The 16,736-nt window shown below is 50.6% G+C and carries 16 protein-coding genes; 11 read left to right on the top strand and 5 right to left on the bottom strand.

From position 1 onward, the window contains the following. Positions 1-15: 15 nt before the first annotated feature. Complete coding sequence (locus tag AB2U10_RS12625) at positions 16-1,242, bottom strand: dicarboxylate/amino acid:cation symporter (protein ID WP_367915233.1); 1,227 nt, start codon at positions 1,240-1,242, stop codon at positions 16-18. Between the two features lie 348 nt (positions 1,243-1,590). Here AB2U10_RS12625 and AB2U10_RS12620 point away from each other — a divergent pair, with 348 nt between their 5' ends. Together AB2U10_RS12620 and AB2U10_RS12615 are read left to right on the top strand one after the other, a co-directional pair. Beyond that, positions 1,591-3,753, top strand: a complete 2,163-nt coding sequence (locus AB2U10_RS12620) for a TonB-dependent receptor (protein WP_367915234.1) — start codon at positions 1,591-1,593, stop codon at positions 3,751-3,753. Between the two features lie 20 nt (positions 3,754-3,773). Beyond that, entirely contained in the window at positions 3,774-4,403 is a 630-nt protein-coding gene (locus tag AB2U10_RS12615; protein ID WP_367915235.1) for a hypothetical protein, read from the top strand. A 111-nt stretch (positions 4,404-4,514) separates the two neighbouring features. On the opposite strand, the gene AB2U10_RS12610 is transcribed toward AB2U10_RS12615, so the two are convergent. Then, positions 4,515-5,513 carry an energy transducer TonB gene (locus AB2U10_RS12610; protein WP_367915236.1) on the bottom strand — a complete coding sequence of 333 codons (999 nt, stop codon included), beginning with the start codon at positions 5,511-5,513 and terminating at the stop codon, positions 4,515-4,517. Between the two features lie 140 nt (positions 5,514-5,653). Between AB2U10_RS12610 and AB2U10_RS12605 the strand changes: the two genes are divergently transcribed. From AB2U10_RS12605 to AB2U10_RS12580, 6 genes are all read left to right on the top strand, one after another. Then, entirely contained in the window at positions 5,654-7,759 is a 2,106-nt protein-coding gene (locus AB2U10_RS12605) for a prolyl oligopeptidase family serine peptidase (protein ID WP_367915237.1), read from the top strand. Between the two features lie 143 nt (positions 7,760-7,902). Further along, positions 7,903-8,160: an Rpn family recombination-promoting nuclease/putative transposase gene (locus AB2U10_RS12600; RefSeq protein ID WP_367915238.1), complete on the top strand. Its 258-nt coding sequence runs from the start codon at positions 7,903-7,905 to the stop codon at positions 8,158-8,160. Continuing rightward, positions 8,087-8,623: an RpnC/YadD family protein gene (locus AB2U10_RS12595; protein ID WP_367915330.1), complete on the top strand. Its 537-nt coding sequence runs from the start codon at positions 8,087-8,089 to the stop codon at positions 8,621-8,623. The genes AB2U10_RS12600 and AB2U10_RS12595 overlap by 74 nt, the downstream gene beginning before the upstream one ends. Before the next feature lie 152 nt (positions 8,624-8,775). Further along, positions 8,776-9,624 carry a phytanoyl-CoA dioxygenase family protein gene (locus AB2U10_RS12590; protein WP_367915239.1) on the top strand — a complete coding sequence of 283 codons (849 nt, stop codon included), beginning with the start codon at positions 8,776-8,778 and terminating at the stop codon, positions 9,622-9,624. Positions 9,625-9,706: 82 nt separating this feature from the next. After that, positions 9,707-10,690 (top strand): porphobilinogen synthase, encoded by a 984-nt coding sequence (gene hemB, locus AB2U10_RS12585; protein WP_367915240.1) that lies wholly within the window; start codon positions 9,707-9,709, stop codon positions 10,688-10,690. A 69-nt stretch (positions 10,691-10,759) separates the two neighbouring features. Further along, entirely contained in the window at positions 10,760-11,119 is a 360-nt protein-coding gene (locus tag AB2U10_RS12580; protein WP_367915241.1) for a VOC family protein, read from the top strand. A 16-nt stretch (positions 11,120-11,135) separates the two neighbouring features. Here AB2U10_RS12580 and AB2U10_RS12575 read toward each other — a convergent pair whose 3' ends face one another. Beyond that, complete coding sequence (locus tag AB2U10_RS12575) at positions 11,136-11,243, bottom strand: AraC family transcriptional regulator (RefSeq protein ID WP_493820568.1); 108 nt, start codon at positions 11,241-11,243, stop codon at positions 11,136-11,138. Positions 11,244-11,271: 28 nt separating this feature from the next. Beyond that, positions 11,272-11,460 carry an ATP-binding protein gene (locus tag AB2U10_RS12570; RefSeq protein ID WP_367915242.1) on the bottom strand — a complete coding sequence of 63 codons (189 nt, stop codon included), beginning with the start codon at positions 11,458-11,460 and terminating at the stop codon, positions 11,272-11,274. A gap of 3 nt (positions 11,461-11,463) precedes the next feature. On the opposite strand from AB2U10_RS12570, the gene AB2U10_RS12565 reads away from it, so the two are divergent. Then, positions 11,464-11,793 (top strand): hypothetical protein, encoded by a 330-nt coding sequence (locus AB2U10_RS12565; RefSeq protein WP_367915243.1) that lies wholly within the window; start codon positions 11,464-11,466, stop codon positions 11,791-11,793. 8 nt (positions 11,794-11,801) lie between these two features. Here the strand turns inward: AB2U10_RS12565 and AB2U10_RS12560 are convergent, their stop codons facing one another. Next, entirely contained in the window at positions 11,802-12,572 is a 771-nt protein-coding gene (locus tag AB2U10_RS12560) for a 3-keto-disaccharide hydrolase (protein WP_367915244.1), read from the bottom strand. 314 nt (positions 12,573-12,886) lie between these two features. On the opposite strand from AB2U10_RS12560, the gene AB2U10_RS12555 reads away from it, so the two are divergent. Together AB2U10_RS12555 and AB2U10_RS12550 are read left to right on the top strand one after the other, a co-directional pair. Beyond that, positions 12,887-15,172: a PSD1 and planctomycete cytochrome C domain-containing protein gene (locus tag AB2U10_RS12555; RefSeq protein ID WP_367915245.1), complete on the top strand. Its 2,286-nt coding sequence runs from the start codon at positions 12,887-12,889 to the stop codon at positions 15,170-15,172. A gap of 124 nt (positions 15,173-15,296) precedes the next feature. Then, positions 15,297-16,736 (top strand): DUF1501 domain-containing protein, encoded by a 1,440-nt coding sequence (locus tag AB2U10_RS12550; protein ID WP_367915246.1) that lies wholly within the window; start codon positions 15,297-15,299, stop codon positions 16,734-16,736.

Here is a 16,736-nt window from a genome sequence, read left to right as displayed (position 1 = left end):
CAAAAATTACAGGTATTATGCAGTTTCCAGTTCCCCTTCCCATTTGGCTACAATGGCCGTGGCTACGGCGTTTCCGGCCACAGAAGTAGCCGAGCGACCCATATCCAGGAGCCAGTCTACGGCAAAAAGGAGGATCAGCCCTTCGGCCGGCAGGTCAAACATGGCCATGGTTCCGGCAATAACCACCAGTGAGGCCCGCGGCACACCGGCAATGCCCTTGCTGGTGATCAGCAAAGTCAGCAGCATGGTGATCTGTTCTCCCAGGCTGAGATCTATACCGTAAGCCTGGGCAATAAACCCGGTGGCAAAGGTCATATACATCATTGAGCCGTCAAGGTTAAAAGAATATCCCAACGGCAGAACAAAGCTTACAATTCTTTCAGGCACACCGTATTCTTTCAGTTTTTCAATCTGCATAGGCATGGAAGCCTCTGAGCTGGCGGTTCCGAATGAAAGGAAAATAGCACTCTTCACATACGAAAGGAGCTTCCAGTACGGTACTTTGGCAAAAAGACAAATGGCCGGCAGCACGGCGAATATAAAAAAGAGCAGGGTTGCGAAGAAACAGATGATCAGGTACAGGTAATCTCCCAAAATGCCGAGTCCTTTTTGAGCCACTACGCGGGCTACTGCGCCGAAAACCGCATACGGGGCAAATTCCATCACGTAACCTACCACCTTGAACATCACCTCCGCCACTGAATCCAGGCCTTTGATGATCACTTTTCCCTTGTCGCCTATAGCCGCGGTAGCAATGCCGAAGAAAATGGCAAACACCACGATCTGCAGGATCTCATTGGTGGCCAGGGCATCGAAAATACTTTCCGGGATCAGGTGCTCAAAGAAATTATCAAGGCTCATTTTCTTCGTCTCCACACCGGTAGCCGCTCCGGCTGCCGGGAGTTTCCCCTGCATGCCCGAACCCGGCTTCAGAACATTCACGGCAATTAAGCCGGTGATCAGCGAAAGTATGGTGGCAAAATAGAAATAGCCCAGGGTTTTCAGGCCGATACGCCCCACCAGCTTAAAGTCGCCCAGCTTGGCAATACCCACGGTCAGGATGGAAAAGACCAGCGGACCAATGATCATTTTGATCATCCGGAGGAATATGACACTCAGGAGGTTAAGATAATCGCTCCATTTCTCAATAGGTTCTGGTGAAAGAGTTTTGTTGAGGATATACCCTACGATAATACCCAGGGCCATTCCGATAAAAATCTTGGCAGTAACGTTTAATTTCATAATCAGTTTTAAGGTGTAACAAAATAGACAGACCCAACCCGTTTCTTCTCCAACCCGGTCTGTGATCTGGTCCGCTTTCTGAAGTAAATCGGGTAAAAGTAAGAAAAAAATGGATTGATCCGGTAAAGTTCCTGAAAAACACCCCCTAAATTTATCGGTAAAAAATACCGTTTATCGGTAATTCTGAAAGGCTCATCGAAAACTCCTTCAGTGAAAAGTCTCCTGCGGGTAATTTTGAAGCAGAAAGTGGGTCAGGCTGTTTTTCGTAAAGTCGTTTTTTCGCCGGAAGGATAACCCGGCCCGCCGGAAAAACAAAAAAGCAGCCTCCCGGCCAATCTCCATCAAAAAATGAAAAAGCTATTACTACTATTACTATTCCCTTTCCTGACCCAGGCCCAGATAAAAATCAGGGGAAAAATAACGGATACCAAAGGCGAGGCCCTGGCCTTTGCCAATGTATCTCTCCTGGACACCTATGACGGCGCCACCTCCGCTGAAGACGGCACCTTTAGTTTTGAAACCACTGAAAAAGGAAGCTTTAAGCTGCAGGCCTCTATCATCGGCTACCATACCCTGGTTAAAGCAATAGAGCTGGGTGCCAGCGACATTGCCGTTGATTTTGCCCTGAAAGAAACCATCAACCAGCTGAACGCTGTGGTGGTGTCTGCCGGGGTTTTTGAAGCTTCTGACAGCAAACGGATGGTTATGCTGAAACCGCTGGACATTGTCACCACGGCCGGAGGCAATGCCGATATCACCTCGGTCATGCAGCTTTTACCCGGTTCAAGCCGGGTGGGCGAGCAGGAGGGGCTCTTTGTTCGCGGCGGTTCAGCCCAGGAGACCAAGACGGTCATTGACGGCATGATTGTTCAGAACCCGTTTTTCAGCAGCACGCCCGATGTTCCCCAGCGCGGGCGCTTTGAACCCTTTATGTTTAAAGGTACGGCCTTCAGCACCGGCGGCTATTCGGCCCAGTACGGGCAGGCGCTGTCTTCGGTGCTGCTGCTCTCCACGCAGGATCAGCTGGGCACCAATACCTCTACCACCGCCAGCCTGAACCTGGCAGGCGCCGGGGTTTCGCATACCCACAAAGGCTGGATCACCGGTTCGGTATATTACACCAATATTGCCCCCCTGCTGGCATTGGTCAAAAACCGTTTCGACTTTGAAACCGTGCCGCAGGGCATTGGCACCAGCCTGACCATCAATAAAAACCTGCAGCGAAACAGCACGTTTAAGTTGTACGGCACCTGGTCAGACAATACCTCGGCCATGAACCTGCCCTCATACGACCCGCAGGAAGGAACTTACCGCTTTGCCAATCGCAACAAGAACCTGTTTACCAATGCATCGTATAAATATGTTTTTAAAGACGAGACCTGGGTCATGAACAGCGGCCTCTCTTATTCAAACAACCGCGATAACCTGGACATCCGTGATTACAACGCCGACCGTACCGATGAACGTACCCAGGCCCGGGTGGTGTTTACCAAATTGTTCGGCGATTCCAATGCCAATTCGTTTAACTTCGGCGGGGAAAGCCACTATATTTCCGTTGGAAACCGGTATAACGAATACAATTTCGGTTTTAACGACAGCTATTCGGCGCTGTTTGCAGAAACAGAAATGTATTTCACGCCGAAGCTGGCCGTACGGCCCGGCCTGCGGTACGAATATACCTCTGTGCTGGGAGAAAGCAACCTGGCACCAAGGCTGTCGCTGGCCTATAAGGCAGGGCAATTCTCCCAGTTCTCTTTTGCGGGGGGGCGGTTTTACCAGAACCCTGAAAAAGAATACCTTTATACCAATCGTAACCTCACGTTTGAGCAGGCCGATCACCTCATCCTGAATTACCAGGTGATCAAAAATAAAAGAACTTTCCGTACCGAAGCGTTTTATAAGAAATACGACCGGCTGGTAAAAGAAGAAACCGGCTCGTTCGATCCCGATCCGTACCGTTTTCCTACCGGGAAAACCTCCAATACCGGAAACGGCTACGCCCGCGGATTTGATGTGTTTTTCCGGGATGAAAAAGCCATTAAGAACGGCGATCTGTGGATTACGTACTCTTTCCTGGATACCCGCAGGGACTTCAAAAATTACCCGAAGCAGCTCATGCCTTCTTTTGCGGCCCGCCACAACATGAGCTTGGTCACCAAGAAATTTTTTACGGAGATCGGCACCAACGTGGGAGTGACCTATTCTTTTGCCTCGGGCAGACCCGTATACGCTCCGGCAGACGATTTCAGTACCCGCGAAATGACCAAACCCTATCAAACGGTAAGCATAATGGCCAGCAAGATCAAGCAGACCCGGAACAGCTTCCTGGTTTTCTACTTCCTGGTTGACAACCTGTTGGGCAGGGACAATATCTTCGGTTACCGCTATTCACCTGACGGCAGTGAGCGGTATGCGGTGAAATCACCGATGAAAACTTCCGTCTTTTTTGGGATGTCCTGGACGTTCGGTAAGCTGAACGGCCGGTCAAAAGAAGCAGATCTTAACTTTTAATAATTTAAACAAACACGAAAATGAAAAAGATGATTTTGATGGTGCTCCTGGCGGGCTGTTCGCTGGCGGCCAGCGCGCAGAAAGAAAAGTACGAAGCCACCATGACCGAATTGACCGGGCAGCTTCAGAACGAATACCAGAAATCGGTTATGCCCCTGATCAATAAAATGGAGCGGGTGGCCAATGCCGAAACCCGGGAATGGCTGCCGCAATACTGGGTGGCTTACGGGCTGATCAAAGAATCGTATACCGCCACCGGAACGGCAGAAAAAGATGTGATGCTGGATAAAGCGGAACAGTATTTAAACAAAGCTGACGCCCTGTCGCCTAAAAATGCCGAAATAGAAGTGCTGAAAGCCAACCTGAGCTCGGCCCGTCTGACGGTAGACCCCATGGCCCGCTGGCAGAAATACGGCGCCCTGTTTGAGCAACACCTGACTGAAGCCGCCAGGCTTGATCCGCAGAACCCGAGGATCGATTACCTGAAGGCCTCCAATATTTTCTTTACACCCGAGAACTTCGGTGGGGGAAAAGAGAAGGCAAAGCCTTACTTTGAAAGTGCGTTGAAAAAATTTGAAGTCTTTAAATCGCCGAACAGCTATTCGCCTGCCTGGGGGAAAATGGAATCGGAGTATTTCCTGGGTCAGTAAGAAATGCGCTTTCGTGAAGTTGTTGTTTTGTAAAGTTGTTTTTCTGACGGGCCGGATCATGCTTCACAAAACAACAACTTCACAAAAACCACTCCCCGGGCAGAATCCCTGTCACTTGCAGTGCTTCTCATACAGCGGCTCGGCTTTCTTTTGCTCCAGCAGCAGCAGGTACGACAGGCTCTCGCAGCCCTCGTCCTTTCTTCTCAGCGCAAAAGATACTTCCGCATGTTTGAAGTAGGCCTCCACGTTCAGGGGGTTAAAATCAATGGCCTTTTTGAGATAGGTAGCGGCATTCCTGTAGGCGCCGGTAGAGATAAACTGTAAGCCGTAATCAAGATACATCTTGCTGTATGACACAGAATCTACCTCCGAGGTAAGATTGCGGTCGTTGTACCCCAGGTTGTAATCGTACTCTACTTCCGTAGCTACTTTTTCCCCTTTAAATTCGGCCGGCTTCCACATGCCTTTGGTTTTAAGTACGGCATTCACCAGCTTGTCGTTGAAGCGGTCGTTAGACGAGGCCACTACCCGTATTCCGGTAAGCTCTCCTTTGGCGGTCACCACAAAACGCACCACAAACCCGCCCTTCCGGTACTCGGGAAAGCCAAACTGTTCGAAAATATAATCTACAGGACTCATGGTCTTATGCACAAACTGGGGCTCCAGTTTTCCGTGGATAGCCGTGAATACCACCTCTCCGTTTTTGGCCCGGTAGGCTTCCGGGGTATAGGTCAGATCAAAAAGAGGCTTGGGGGTATAGGTCATTTTAAAATCAAACCCTTCACTTTCCAGCGATTCTACCACCAGCCTGATGTCGGAAATCTCCCTGATCTTCAGCCGTAAGCCCGAAAGCACCAGCAGGCTGTCGGCGGTAAGGCGGTAGCGTAAAGGCGTCAGGCGGCTGTTGTTGAAGAGGTAAACAGAGTCAGACGAGAAGAAATTGAGGTCGAAGTCCAGGTTGGCCGTTTCGTCATCGTAATAAGGACTGCCGTCAATAGCGGAAATATCTGTTTTCTTCCAGTTTTTGATCAGCTGTTGCCTGAGATTGCCCTGACCAAAGCTTGAAAAAGTTATCAGGAAAGGAAATATCGCAAAAAGAACAGTACGCATTTCTTAAGGTTTATGTAATCATTACAAATGTAATAACGGCCGGCCGTTATAAAAGGTTTTAATTTAGATGATTTTCAAAGGCAAAGGTTGGGGCTGTACTCAAAAAAATGTTTTAGTTTTGTGTACTATTACTTAAAAATATGAATACAAAATTTAACGCCATTATTGTGGGTTTAGTACTTTCAGCGCCTGGATATGCGCAAATTCATTATCCGGAAACCCGGAAATCGGATCATAAAGACATATATCACGGGGTTACCGTAGCCGATCCGTACCGCTGGCTCGAAGATGACCGTTCAGAAGAAACAGGGCAATGGGTAAAGCAGCAGAACGAGGTAACCAACGCCTACCTGGCGCAGATTCCGTACCGTGAGCAGCTGCAGAACAGGCTGGAGCAGGTGTACAACTACCCCAAGTACTCGGCCCCTTTCGAGAACGGAGGCTGGTATTATTTCTATAAAAACAACGGCCTTCAGAACCAGTCGGTGCTGTACCGCCAGAAACAGATTAACGGTGAAGCCGAAGTGGTGCTGGATCCTAACGGGCTTTCTGCCGACGGAACCACCGGTCTCAAACAATTCAGCTTGTCGAAAGACGGGAAATTTGGTGCGTACGCCCTTTCCAAAGGAGGATCTGACTGGATGGACATTTTTGTGATGGACATGAACACCAAAAAAACACTCAGCGACAAGCTGGAGTGGGTGAAAGTGTCGGGTATAGCCTGGCAGGGCGATGGATTTTATTACAGCCGCTACCCGAAACCGGAAGGAAGCGCGCTGGCTGCCGTGAATGAAAACCACCAGGTCTGGTATCATAAGGTGGGCACGCCCCAGTCAGAAGACCGCCTGGTGTACGAAGACAGGGCCCATCCGCAGCGCTTCAATACGGTATATACGCTGGAAGATGAAGAATATGTATTCCTGACCATCAGCGACAGGGGAAAAGGACTGGACGGCAACGCCGTTTACTACCAGAAAAGAGGAGAAACGCAGTTCATACCCGTAGTGGCGGAGATCAGCAACTCTTCTTACAGCATATTTCATAACGAAGGAAATAAATTTTATGTCCGTACCAACGATCAGGCGCCGAACGATAAGGTAGTCACCTATGATGCGGCTTCAAAGAAATGGGCGGAGCTGCTTCCCGGGAAGCCCGAACCCCTCCAGAATGTAAGCGCTGCCGGGGGAAAGCTGTTTGTCAGCTACCTGAAAGACGTCAGCACCCGGGTGTACATATATGACCTTGCCGGAAAGCCGGAGGGTGAGGTGAAGCTGCCCGGTGTGGGAACAGCCATGGGTTTTGACGGTAAAGCCAAAGACCGGTCGGTCTTCTATTCTTTTACCTCCTTTACGTTTCCTTCCACCATTTACCGCTACGATATTGCTTCGGGGCAATCGGCCCTGTTCCGTAAGCCGGAGGTAGATTTTAACCCGGAAGACTTTGAAACCCGGCAGGTTTTTTATACTTCGAAAGACGGCACCCGCGTACCTATGTTCATCACGTATAAAAAGGGCATAAAGCTGAATTCGGCTAATCCTACCCTTCTTTACGGTTACGGCGGGTTCAATGTAAGTCTCTACCCGGGCTTCAGCCCTCTGCTGATCCCTTTCCTGGAGCAGGGCGGTGTGTACGCTCAGGCCAACCTGCGTGGCGGGTCAGAATACGGTGAAGCCTGGCACGAGCAGGGTATGAAGCTGAAAAAACAGAATGTATTTGATGACTTTATTGCGGCCGGCGAATACCTCATCGCCCATAAATACTGTGATTCGGAGCACCTGGCGCTGCGGGGCGGCTCAAACGGCGGGCTCCTGGTAGGGGCGGTGATCAATCAGCGCCCTGACCTGGCCAAAGTGGCCATTCCGCAGGTAGGGGTGATGGACATGCTGCGTTTCCAGAAATTCACCATCGGCTGGAACTGGATCGCCGACTACGGCTCATCTGACAATGCGGAAGAATTTAAAGCGCTGTATGCCTACTCACCGCTCCATAATATAGAACCGGGAGTGAGCTACCCGGCCACGCTGATCACTACAGCAGATCACGACGACCGCGTGGTTCCGGCACACTCGTTTAAATATGCCGCCGAGTTGCAGGCAAAAGCAGGAGGCAGCTCGGCCAATCCGCTGCTGATCCGGATCGATACCAATTCGGGTCACGGGGCCAGCAATACGAAGAAAAATATCGAACAAACGGCGGATATCTACGGGTTTATCCTGTGGAATATGGGCGTGAAAAAATTAAAATAATCCGGTGTTAACCGGATTATTTTACACGCTATCCGATGATTCTTTTCATGAAGATTAGCTCCTTCATATAAGATTATTTTACCCTTTTCCTTCCTCTTTCCTGATGTAAGTACTACCTTGCCGGCAGATTCACATTAAAACGTATGCCGCGCAATATCACTGACATCCACGATAAGTTTATCAAGCAGATTCTTTCCAGGAAAGAATTAGCCGCAGCGTTCTTACAACAGTATCTTCCGGAAGAATTGGTTAGCATTCTGGACTTTGAAACGCTTAAGCAACGAGACACTTCTTATATTACCGGTAGTCTGAAAACCTCTTATTCTGATGGATATGTACTTTACGACTTATCCTGGTTTTTTGAAAAAATATCTCCCTGTATTTTCTGCAGAATTTATTAACCTTCGAGAGGTTTCACCACAACAGATTTATGTACTAAAAAACGGGTTGTTAGGTAGCGCCATTATGCTGCAGAAGTACTGTTTCAACCCGGAAGAACTTGCTGATCATATGGATAGGATTATTAAAAACCTAAACCCGTATTTGGAGTCGAACGTTACAGAGACTATATTTGTTTATATGATAGAAGGCATCCGCCTTGAAAGAAAATATTTGACAGAAGCTGTAAAAAAACTATCGGAGGATATGAACACTAAAGTGATGACCATATACGATCAGTTGATAATGGAGGGAAAAGAACTGGGGCTTAAAGAGGGGAAGGAGAAAGGAATTACGGAAACCGTACAAAAAACCGTCTTGAATGCTTATGATGCCGGCATTGATGTGGCCACTATCCGTATCATTACCCGTGAAAGTGTGGAAAAAATAAACCTTATTTTGCAACAGAATAAGCGGTTGAGCTAACGGAACTCAGCAGTGACAAGCTACCCACCTTTGAACTTTTTCATTTATTTCTAATGCCTCTTCCTTATCGGTAAAAAATGACCAGTATCATTTTTTGCCGTTATTTTTTCAAGTACTTTTGTGCCCTAACATTTCAAAACTAAAACAGGATTATGGAAGATATACTGAGCTACACGATTGGTGATAAAAAATACGAAGTGTCTGTAAAAGATTGCCCGCCGTTTGACTACGGAAAAGACGTAAGGCTTTCAAGAGCAGATACCGATATTGTATATACACAGCCCTGGTACGACGAAGGCCATACCTCGGCCGGATTTCTGAGTGAAGAAGAATTTGCTTCCCTGAAGCAGGGCCTGACCCAGAGCGTGGCCGGAATTATACGGAATGAGCTGGGACTGGACGTGCCTGCTGATTTCAGCCTGGAGCGCTACCACGATGTGGTAACCAGCCGGGAAGACCACTTTAAAGTGGTGGGCAAGACCCGCGACCTCTTTGCGGAAGATTTCAATTTCCCGGTGAAAGAGGTATTGCCCAAGTTTGAAAAAATACTGGGCTTCAGCCTGACCGACATCAACCCCGAAGACGGTAAAGAGCTGCACATTATTGTACGGATCAACCGCCCGGGTTCCAGCGATTACAACCCGCCGCACAAAGACGTGTACGAAAGGGTAGACGAGGCCGGCTACATCCCGCCGTTTGTGAATCTCTGGATTCCTATTGCAGGGGTTACTGAGAACTCGTCGCTTCCTATAGCGCCCGGCAGCCATAAGCTGACCGAAGACAAGGTGCTCAGAACCCATAACGGTGCGGTAGTGGAGGGCAACAAATACCGGGTACGCATGATCAGAGAATGGGGCGGAAGCAGCCACCTGGAGCGGGCAAAGGTAGACTACGGCGAAGTGCTTTTCTTCTCCGGTCACCTGATCCACGGCCTGGCCGTGAATGCCGAGCCGGATACCACCCGTGTGGCCCTGGAGTTCCGCTTGTTTAAAAAAGATTGATTATCCGGAGTTATTCCGCGCATATTATTGTTTTTATAAAAGAAGGCATGATTTGCCTTCTTTTTTCCTTTTAAAACTGATTATGTTAATACTTTCCAGAAGACCAAGACGCAATCGCATATCTGCCGGCCTCCGCGACATGGTGGCTGAGAACACCCTCTCCGTAAATGATTTCATCTTCCCGATGTTTGTGCAGGAAGGAAGCGGTGCGAAGGTAGAGATCCGTTCCATGCCGGGCATTTTCCGGTATTCGTTGGATACCCTGCTGACCGAGATCGAAGACGTAGTGGCGCACGGCATCCGGTCCGTGTGCCTTTTCCCCAATTACCCGGAAAGCAAAAAGGATTCCGTGGGCTCGGAAAGCATCAGAGAAGGTACCCTGTACCTCCGTGCCCTTTCCGAAATCAAAAACAAATTCCCGGAACTGGTAGTGATGACAGATGTGGCGCTGGATCCTTACAGCTCTGACGGACACGACGGCATCGTGAAAGACGGGAAAATCCTGAACGATGAGTCGGTGGAAGTGCTGGTCAAAATGGCGGTAGCCCAGGCCAAAGCCGGTGCTGACATCATCGGGCCGTCTGACATGATGGACGGCCGGGTAGGAGCCATACGCCGGGCCCTGGACGAAGAAGGCTTCATCAACACCTCCATCATGGCCTACACGGCCAAATACGCTTCGGCCTTTTACGGGCCGTTCCGCGATGCCCTGGAATCTGCCCCTAAATTCGGCGACAAGAAAACCTACCAGATGAACCCGGCCAATGTGAAGGAAGCCCTGGTGGAAGCGGAGCTCGACTACGCGGAAGGCGCCGATATCCTGATGGTAAAACCGGCATTTTCTTACCTCGACGTAATCAAAACCCTGAAGGATAACTTTGATCTGCCCGTATCGGCTTACAACGTATCCGGTGAATACGCCATGATCAAAGCGGCCGCCCAAAACGGCTGGATCGACGGTGACAAAGCCATGATGGAAATGCTCATCAGCATGAAACGGGCGGGCGCCGATATTATTCTTAGCTACTTTGCGAAGGAGGCGGCAGCGCTGCTGAACCAGGCGTAATGTACAGGGAGCTCAGACCGTAGTTTCAGCCCGGGCAATTCCTTACTTTTGTTAAAAAAACAGGATACTATGACTACAATTGATTCGCAAAAGCTGAAGCACGAGCAGATACAATACATCGAATTTCTGTCAAAGGATATTAAGCAGGCCAAAGACTTTTATACGAAATGTTTTGGCTGGGAGTTCACAGATTACGGACCAGAATATACCGCATTTACGGGCGACTATGTGGATGGCGGCTTTACTCATGGAGAACCGGTTAACGGAACTATCCTGGTAGTGCTCTATACAAAAGATATAGAAGCAACGAAAAGTAAAGTAATAAATGCAGGAGGAATTATCGTTAAAGATACCTTCAGTTTTCCCGGGGGGAAACGTTTTCAATTTACGGATCCGGATGGTTATGAGCTGGCTGTTTGGTCAGAGTAATTGTTTTTTGTGAAGACTATCTCCCGGTTCTCCATTCCTGGGGCGTGACCCCGTATTCCTGCCTGAACACCCGTGCAAAATAACCCGGATCCTGGTAGCCGCACTCCAGCGCAGCGGTGGCAATGCTGTTTTCCGGGCCTAACAGCAGCGTTTTAGCCCTGTATGAGCTCAGGAACGGTGCCGTCCATTAGTTTAACCAGCTCTTTGGTCAGGGTCAGACCGATACCCGTACCTTCGGTTTTGCGGGTGTGGCTGTTATCGGCCCGGTAGAAACGGTCAAACACATAGGGCAGCTCTTCCGCAAGGCCATGTACGCCTGGGAAAGAGGAGATATTGATCAATACATGAGCTACTACGGCGAAAATGCCGAATTTTATGACATCAACACGGAATGGGGAAAAACACGCACAAAAGCGGAAGAAAGAGCCAATATCGGGCAATTCCGGGATCTTTTTGAAATCAAAAGCATAGACATGGTGGGTTACCCGGATTACCTGGAATATGAAATGGACAATGGCCGGGAAGTGCTCTCCTGGTGGAAAATGAACCTGGTACGGAAGTCGGATAAAAAGGCCATTACCCTGCCGGTACACCTGAGCATGGGTTTTGACGAAAACGGGAAGATCATTTCCGAATCAGCGTATTACAGCGAGAGCATGCTGATGAAGCAGTAGGTGATCTGTCATCTCTTTTTGCTCAGATCCCGGATCGTAATATTCCGGAAATCAATTTCCTGGCCTTCGCTCTGGAGCCCGATATAACCGGAGGTCAGCGGTTTTCCGGGGATAAAAATCTTCGGGTCGGCACCGTTCACTACGCCGCCGCCGATGGTGGGTTTCGTATATTCCAGCACCACTTCCCCGTTAATAAGGTGCTGCACCAGCGAATCGCCGTAAACGATCAGCTCGGCTCTGATCCATTCGTCGGGCTTATAGGTTTTTGAGCGGGAGTCGATGCAGTGGCGCGGGTCTTTCTGTCCCTGGTAAACCACATCGGTGCCCGGCGAGCACATGTTCCCGGTAGGGCGGGGTACGCCCGGCTTTTCTTCGGCCAGGAGCTGCATCTCCACCGAAATGGGCCAGTCCTGCTCTTTCAGGATAGTAGCCGGATCCTGGGAATGAAACATCACCCCTGAATTCAGGTGGGTGTACGAGGGGGCATCTTCCCGCCAGATGCCGTTGAACCGGTATTCCAGCGTCAGGTGAAAATGGGAATAGGGCGTCTTGTAAAACAGGTGACCGTAGCGTTCATTGAACTGATCGTAGCCGTCGTAGCGCACCTTGATGAGGTCGTCTTCCACCCGGAACGTGTTGGCATAATTGTCGCCATATTCATGGTGATGGATCTTGGGCGTCCAGCCGTCCAGGTTTTTACCGTTAAAAATCGATTTTTCTTTGGTGGTACTGCAGGAACACACCACTAGTGCAAGAATAAGTACACTCAATAATCGCATAAATCAGTTTTTTCAAGAGTAAAAATACCAGAAAATTATCGCCTTCTAAGTAAAATAAGAAGAAATGTACCTTATATCACAAAATAGTCCGTCTGTAAAATTTGATTTAGCTTAGGCATTTGAAAGTTTCTTAAATAGTTGGAAATCAAATTTTTCAGGAGGGCATTATTTTGTGAATGTTTTTTTGCTTACTTTTTTTTTATGAAAAAGTAAGTCCGTCTGAAAGACAAATTGCTTTTTACAAAGATTTTTTATAAATATCCCACGAATCCATAAAAATATTTACTAACTTTATTCCCAGGCATTTTCATTTCATGCGGATCAGGTATTTCTTACTCATCTTAACGGGTTGGGCAGCATGGGGCTGTCAGCACCGCGGAAGCCAACGGGCCGACAGCACCGCGGAGGTAGACTATAATTACCATATCCGCCCGATACTCTCGGATAAATGCTTCAAATGCCACGGTCCGGACGCCAATACCCGTGAAGCAGGCTTACGGCTGGACACACCGGAAGGAGCTTACGCCGCCTTGAAAGACAACCCCCATGGCCGGGCCCTGGTACCCGGTAATCCGGCTGCTTCAGAGATCTATTTACGGATCACGGCGAAAGACATTTCCCAACGTATGCCGCCGGCAGAGGCTAACCTCACCCTCACGGAAGAAGAGATCACGCTCATCAAAAAATGGATAGAGCAGGGCGGAAAATACAAGCCGCACTGGGCGTTTATCCCGCCCCGGAAAACCGGGCTGCCGGAGGCAGACAACGACTGGGTACGCAACGAAATTGATTATTTCACCTATTCAAAAATGCGGTCTGCCGGCTTGGAGCCGTCAGAAGAAGCCGGAAAAGAAGCTCTGTTGAAGCGGGTGAGCCTGGATCTCACCGGTTTACCGCCATCGGTAGAAATGCAGGACCGGTTTCTGAAAGACAAAAGCCCGGGGGCCTATGAAAAAATAGTAGATGAGCTGCTGCAAAGCCCGCATTACGGTGAGCAGATGGCCCTCGACTGGATGGATGTGGCGCGCTATGCCGACTCACACGGTTACCAGGACGACGGCCTGCGGACCATGTGGCCCTGGCGCGACTGGGTGATTCATGCCTTCAATGAGAATTATTCCTATGAAAAATTTGTGACTTACCAGCTGGCCGGAGACCTGATCAAAGACAGGAACGCCGAGAGCATACTGGCCACCGGCTTCAACCGGAACCATAAAATCACCCAGGAGGGCGGCGTTATAGATGAAGAATACCGTTCCGAATATGTGACTGACCGGACCAATACCTTCGGAAAAGCATTTCTTTCCCTGACGTTTGAATGCGCCAAATGCCACGACCACAAGTATGATCCCATCAGCCAGAAAGACTATTTCCGTACCTATGCCTTTTTTAACCAGGTACCTGAGAAAGGACTTTTCGGCACCATTGATGCCTCTTTTGCCGATCCACCTAACCTGAAGATCGGGCAGGACGAGATCAGGGGTATCTTGAACTTCATCCATAAGAAAGATACAGCTGACGTATACGTAATGGTCATGAAAGACTCGGTGGGATTGCGGAAAACCCACCTCCTGGAGCGGGGCAACTACGATACGCCCGGCGTGGAGGTAACGCCCGGCCTGCCGGAGAAAGTGTTGCCCTTTACGGCTTCTCGTTATGGCAATAACCGCGAAGGACTGGTGAAATGGATGTTTGATCCGAAAAATCCGCTGACCGACCGGGTGTGGGTGAACCGGCTCTGGGCCCGTTTTTTCGGACGGGGAATTGTGGCCACCACCGGTGATTTCGGCATGCAGGGCGACCTGCCCACGCACCCGGAGCTTCTCGACTGGCTGGCCGTAGATTTCCGGGAACATCATCGTGACGTTAAACGCCTCGTGAAAACCCTGGTCACCTCGGCCACGTACCGCCAGAGTTCAAAGGTAACCCGGCAGCACCTGGAAAAAGACCCGCTGAACCGCTACCTGGCCCGCAGCAGCCGCACCCGCCTGAAAGCCGAGCTGGTGCGCGACCTGGCCCTGTCTTCCTCGGGCCTGCTGAACCCGGAGATCGGCGGTCCCAGCATCAAACCCTACCAGCCCGAAGGCATCTGGGAGAAATCTACCTCCGGCCGCGGCAGCCTGGCCCGTTATGTGCAGGACGAAGGCAATGACCTTTACCGGCGCGGAATGTACGTCTTTATCAAGCGCACCGTTCCGCCACCCAATATGCTCATCTTTGATGCCAGTAACCGTGATCAGTGCGAAGTAAACCGCCTGGCTACCAACACCCCGCTCCAGGCGCTGGTCATGCTGAACGATCCCGTGATACAGGAGGCCTCACGGGTGCTGGCCCAGAAAATGGCCGGCCAGCCGGCCGACCAGGTGCTCAGGGAGGTATTCCGGAAGATCATTTGCCGGGAGCCGGACAGCCGGGAACTGAAAGTGCTGGCGGGCTTTTGGGACCAGGAGACCGCCCGTATCCGGAAGCTGAAAAAGCCGGACCTGCTGAAAGTAGGGGAGTATCGCGATATCCCGGTAAAAGAATATGAAAAAACAGTGGCGCTCATGTATACCGTTCAAATGATATACAACATGGAGGAGGCCATAGTACGGATATAGAATAGCCCTCAGCAATCAGCTGTCAGCAATCAGTTCTCAAAATGCTGATAAATAAAGCGAAGCGCCTCCCGGCGGTCCGCCGCGCGGCTGAAAGCTGATTACTGAAGGCTGAAAGCTTTTTACAATGAAAGAATTAATACAAAACCGGCTGAACATAAACCGCAGGCATTTCCTGGGGAAGGCCGCGGTAGGCATTGGCAGCCTGGCCCTGGGCTCGCTGCTGGTACCGGATCTCTTCTCCGGGAAAGCAGGTGAAGCCGGCCTGCCTCCGGGTTTACCCCACTTTGCCCCTAAAGCCAAACGTATAATCTATCTTTTCCAGAACGGGGCTCCCAGCCAGCTGGAATCATTTGATTACAAGCCGGCCCTCATCCGGATGGCCGGGCAGGACCTGCCGGAGAGTATCCGGGGCGGGCAGCGGCTCACGGGCATGACCAGCGGACAGAAATCTTTCCCCCTCGTAGGATCAAAATTTACCTTTCAGCAATACGGGTCTTCGGGGGCGTGGATCTCCGAGCTCTTTCCGCACATTGCCTCTGTTGCCGATGATATCTGTATTGTACGCTCCATGCATACCGAGGCCATTAACCATGATCCTGCGCTCACCTTCATGCAGACCGGTGCGCAGCAGGGAAACCGCCCCAGCATGGGGGCCTGGCTCAGCTACGGGCTGGGCAGCGAAAACCAGAACCTGCCGGCCTTCTGCGTGCTGCTTTCGCGTGGAAAAGGCAACGGCCAGGGGGTATATTCCAAGCTCTGGAGCAACGGCTTCCTCGATGCCACCCACCAGGGCGTGCTTTTCAGCAGCGGCGATAACCCCATCCTGTACCTGAACGACGCCGATGGCGTGGACCGCCGGGCCATGCTGGATAAGCTTTCGGAGCTGAATCACCTGGGCTTTGAAGCGTCAGGCGACCCGGCCATCACGGCTAAAATAGCCCAGTATGAAATGGCTTACCGCATGCAAACGGCCGTTCCGGAACTGACAGACCTGAGCCGTGAACCGGATCATATCATCAAAATGTACGGGCCTGAATGCCTGGTGCCCGGCACCTACGCCGCCAATGCGCTGCTGGCCCGCAAGCTGTCGGAGTCAGGGGTGCGCTTTGTGCAACTGTATCACCAGGGCTGGGATCAGCACGATAACCTGCCCGGTGAAATGGTGGGACAGGCCCGTGATGTAGATCGTGCATCGGCCGCCCTGATCAAAGACCTGAAGCAGCGCGGCCTGCTGGAAGAAACCCTGGTGATCTGGGGCGGCGAGTTTGGCCGCACCAACTACTGCCAGGGTAATTTTACAAAAGACAATTACGGAAGAGACCATCACCCCAGGGCTTACAGCATCTGGATGGCCGGCGGCGGCGTGAAGCCCGGCGTGGTGTATGGAGAAACCGATGAGCTGGGGTATAACATTGTGAAAGACCCCGTACATATCAATGACTTTCATGCCACGGTGCTCCATCTCTGCGGTCTGGACCATGAAAAGCTGGTGTACAAGCACCTGGGCCGGCGCTACCGCCTGACCGACGTGGCCGGAAAAGTAGTCCCGGGAATTATTGTCTGA

The organism is Leadbetterella sp. DM7 (assembly GCF_040829825.2).
GTDB lineage: Bacteria > Bacteroidota > Bacteroidia > Cytophagales > Spirosomataceae > Leadbetterella.
The sequence above is the reverse complement of the archived record's forward strand: the minus strand, read 5'-3'. Positions and strand labels throughout refer to the sequence as shown.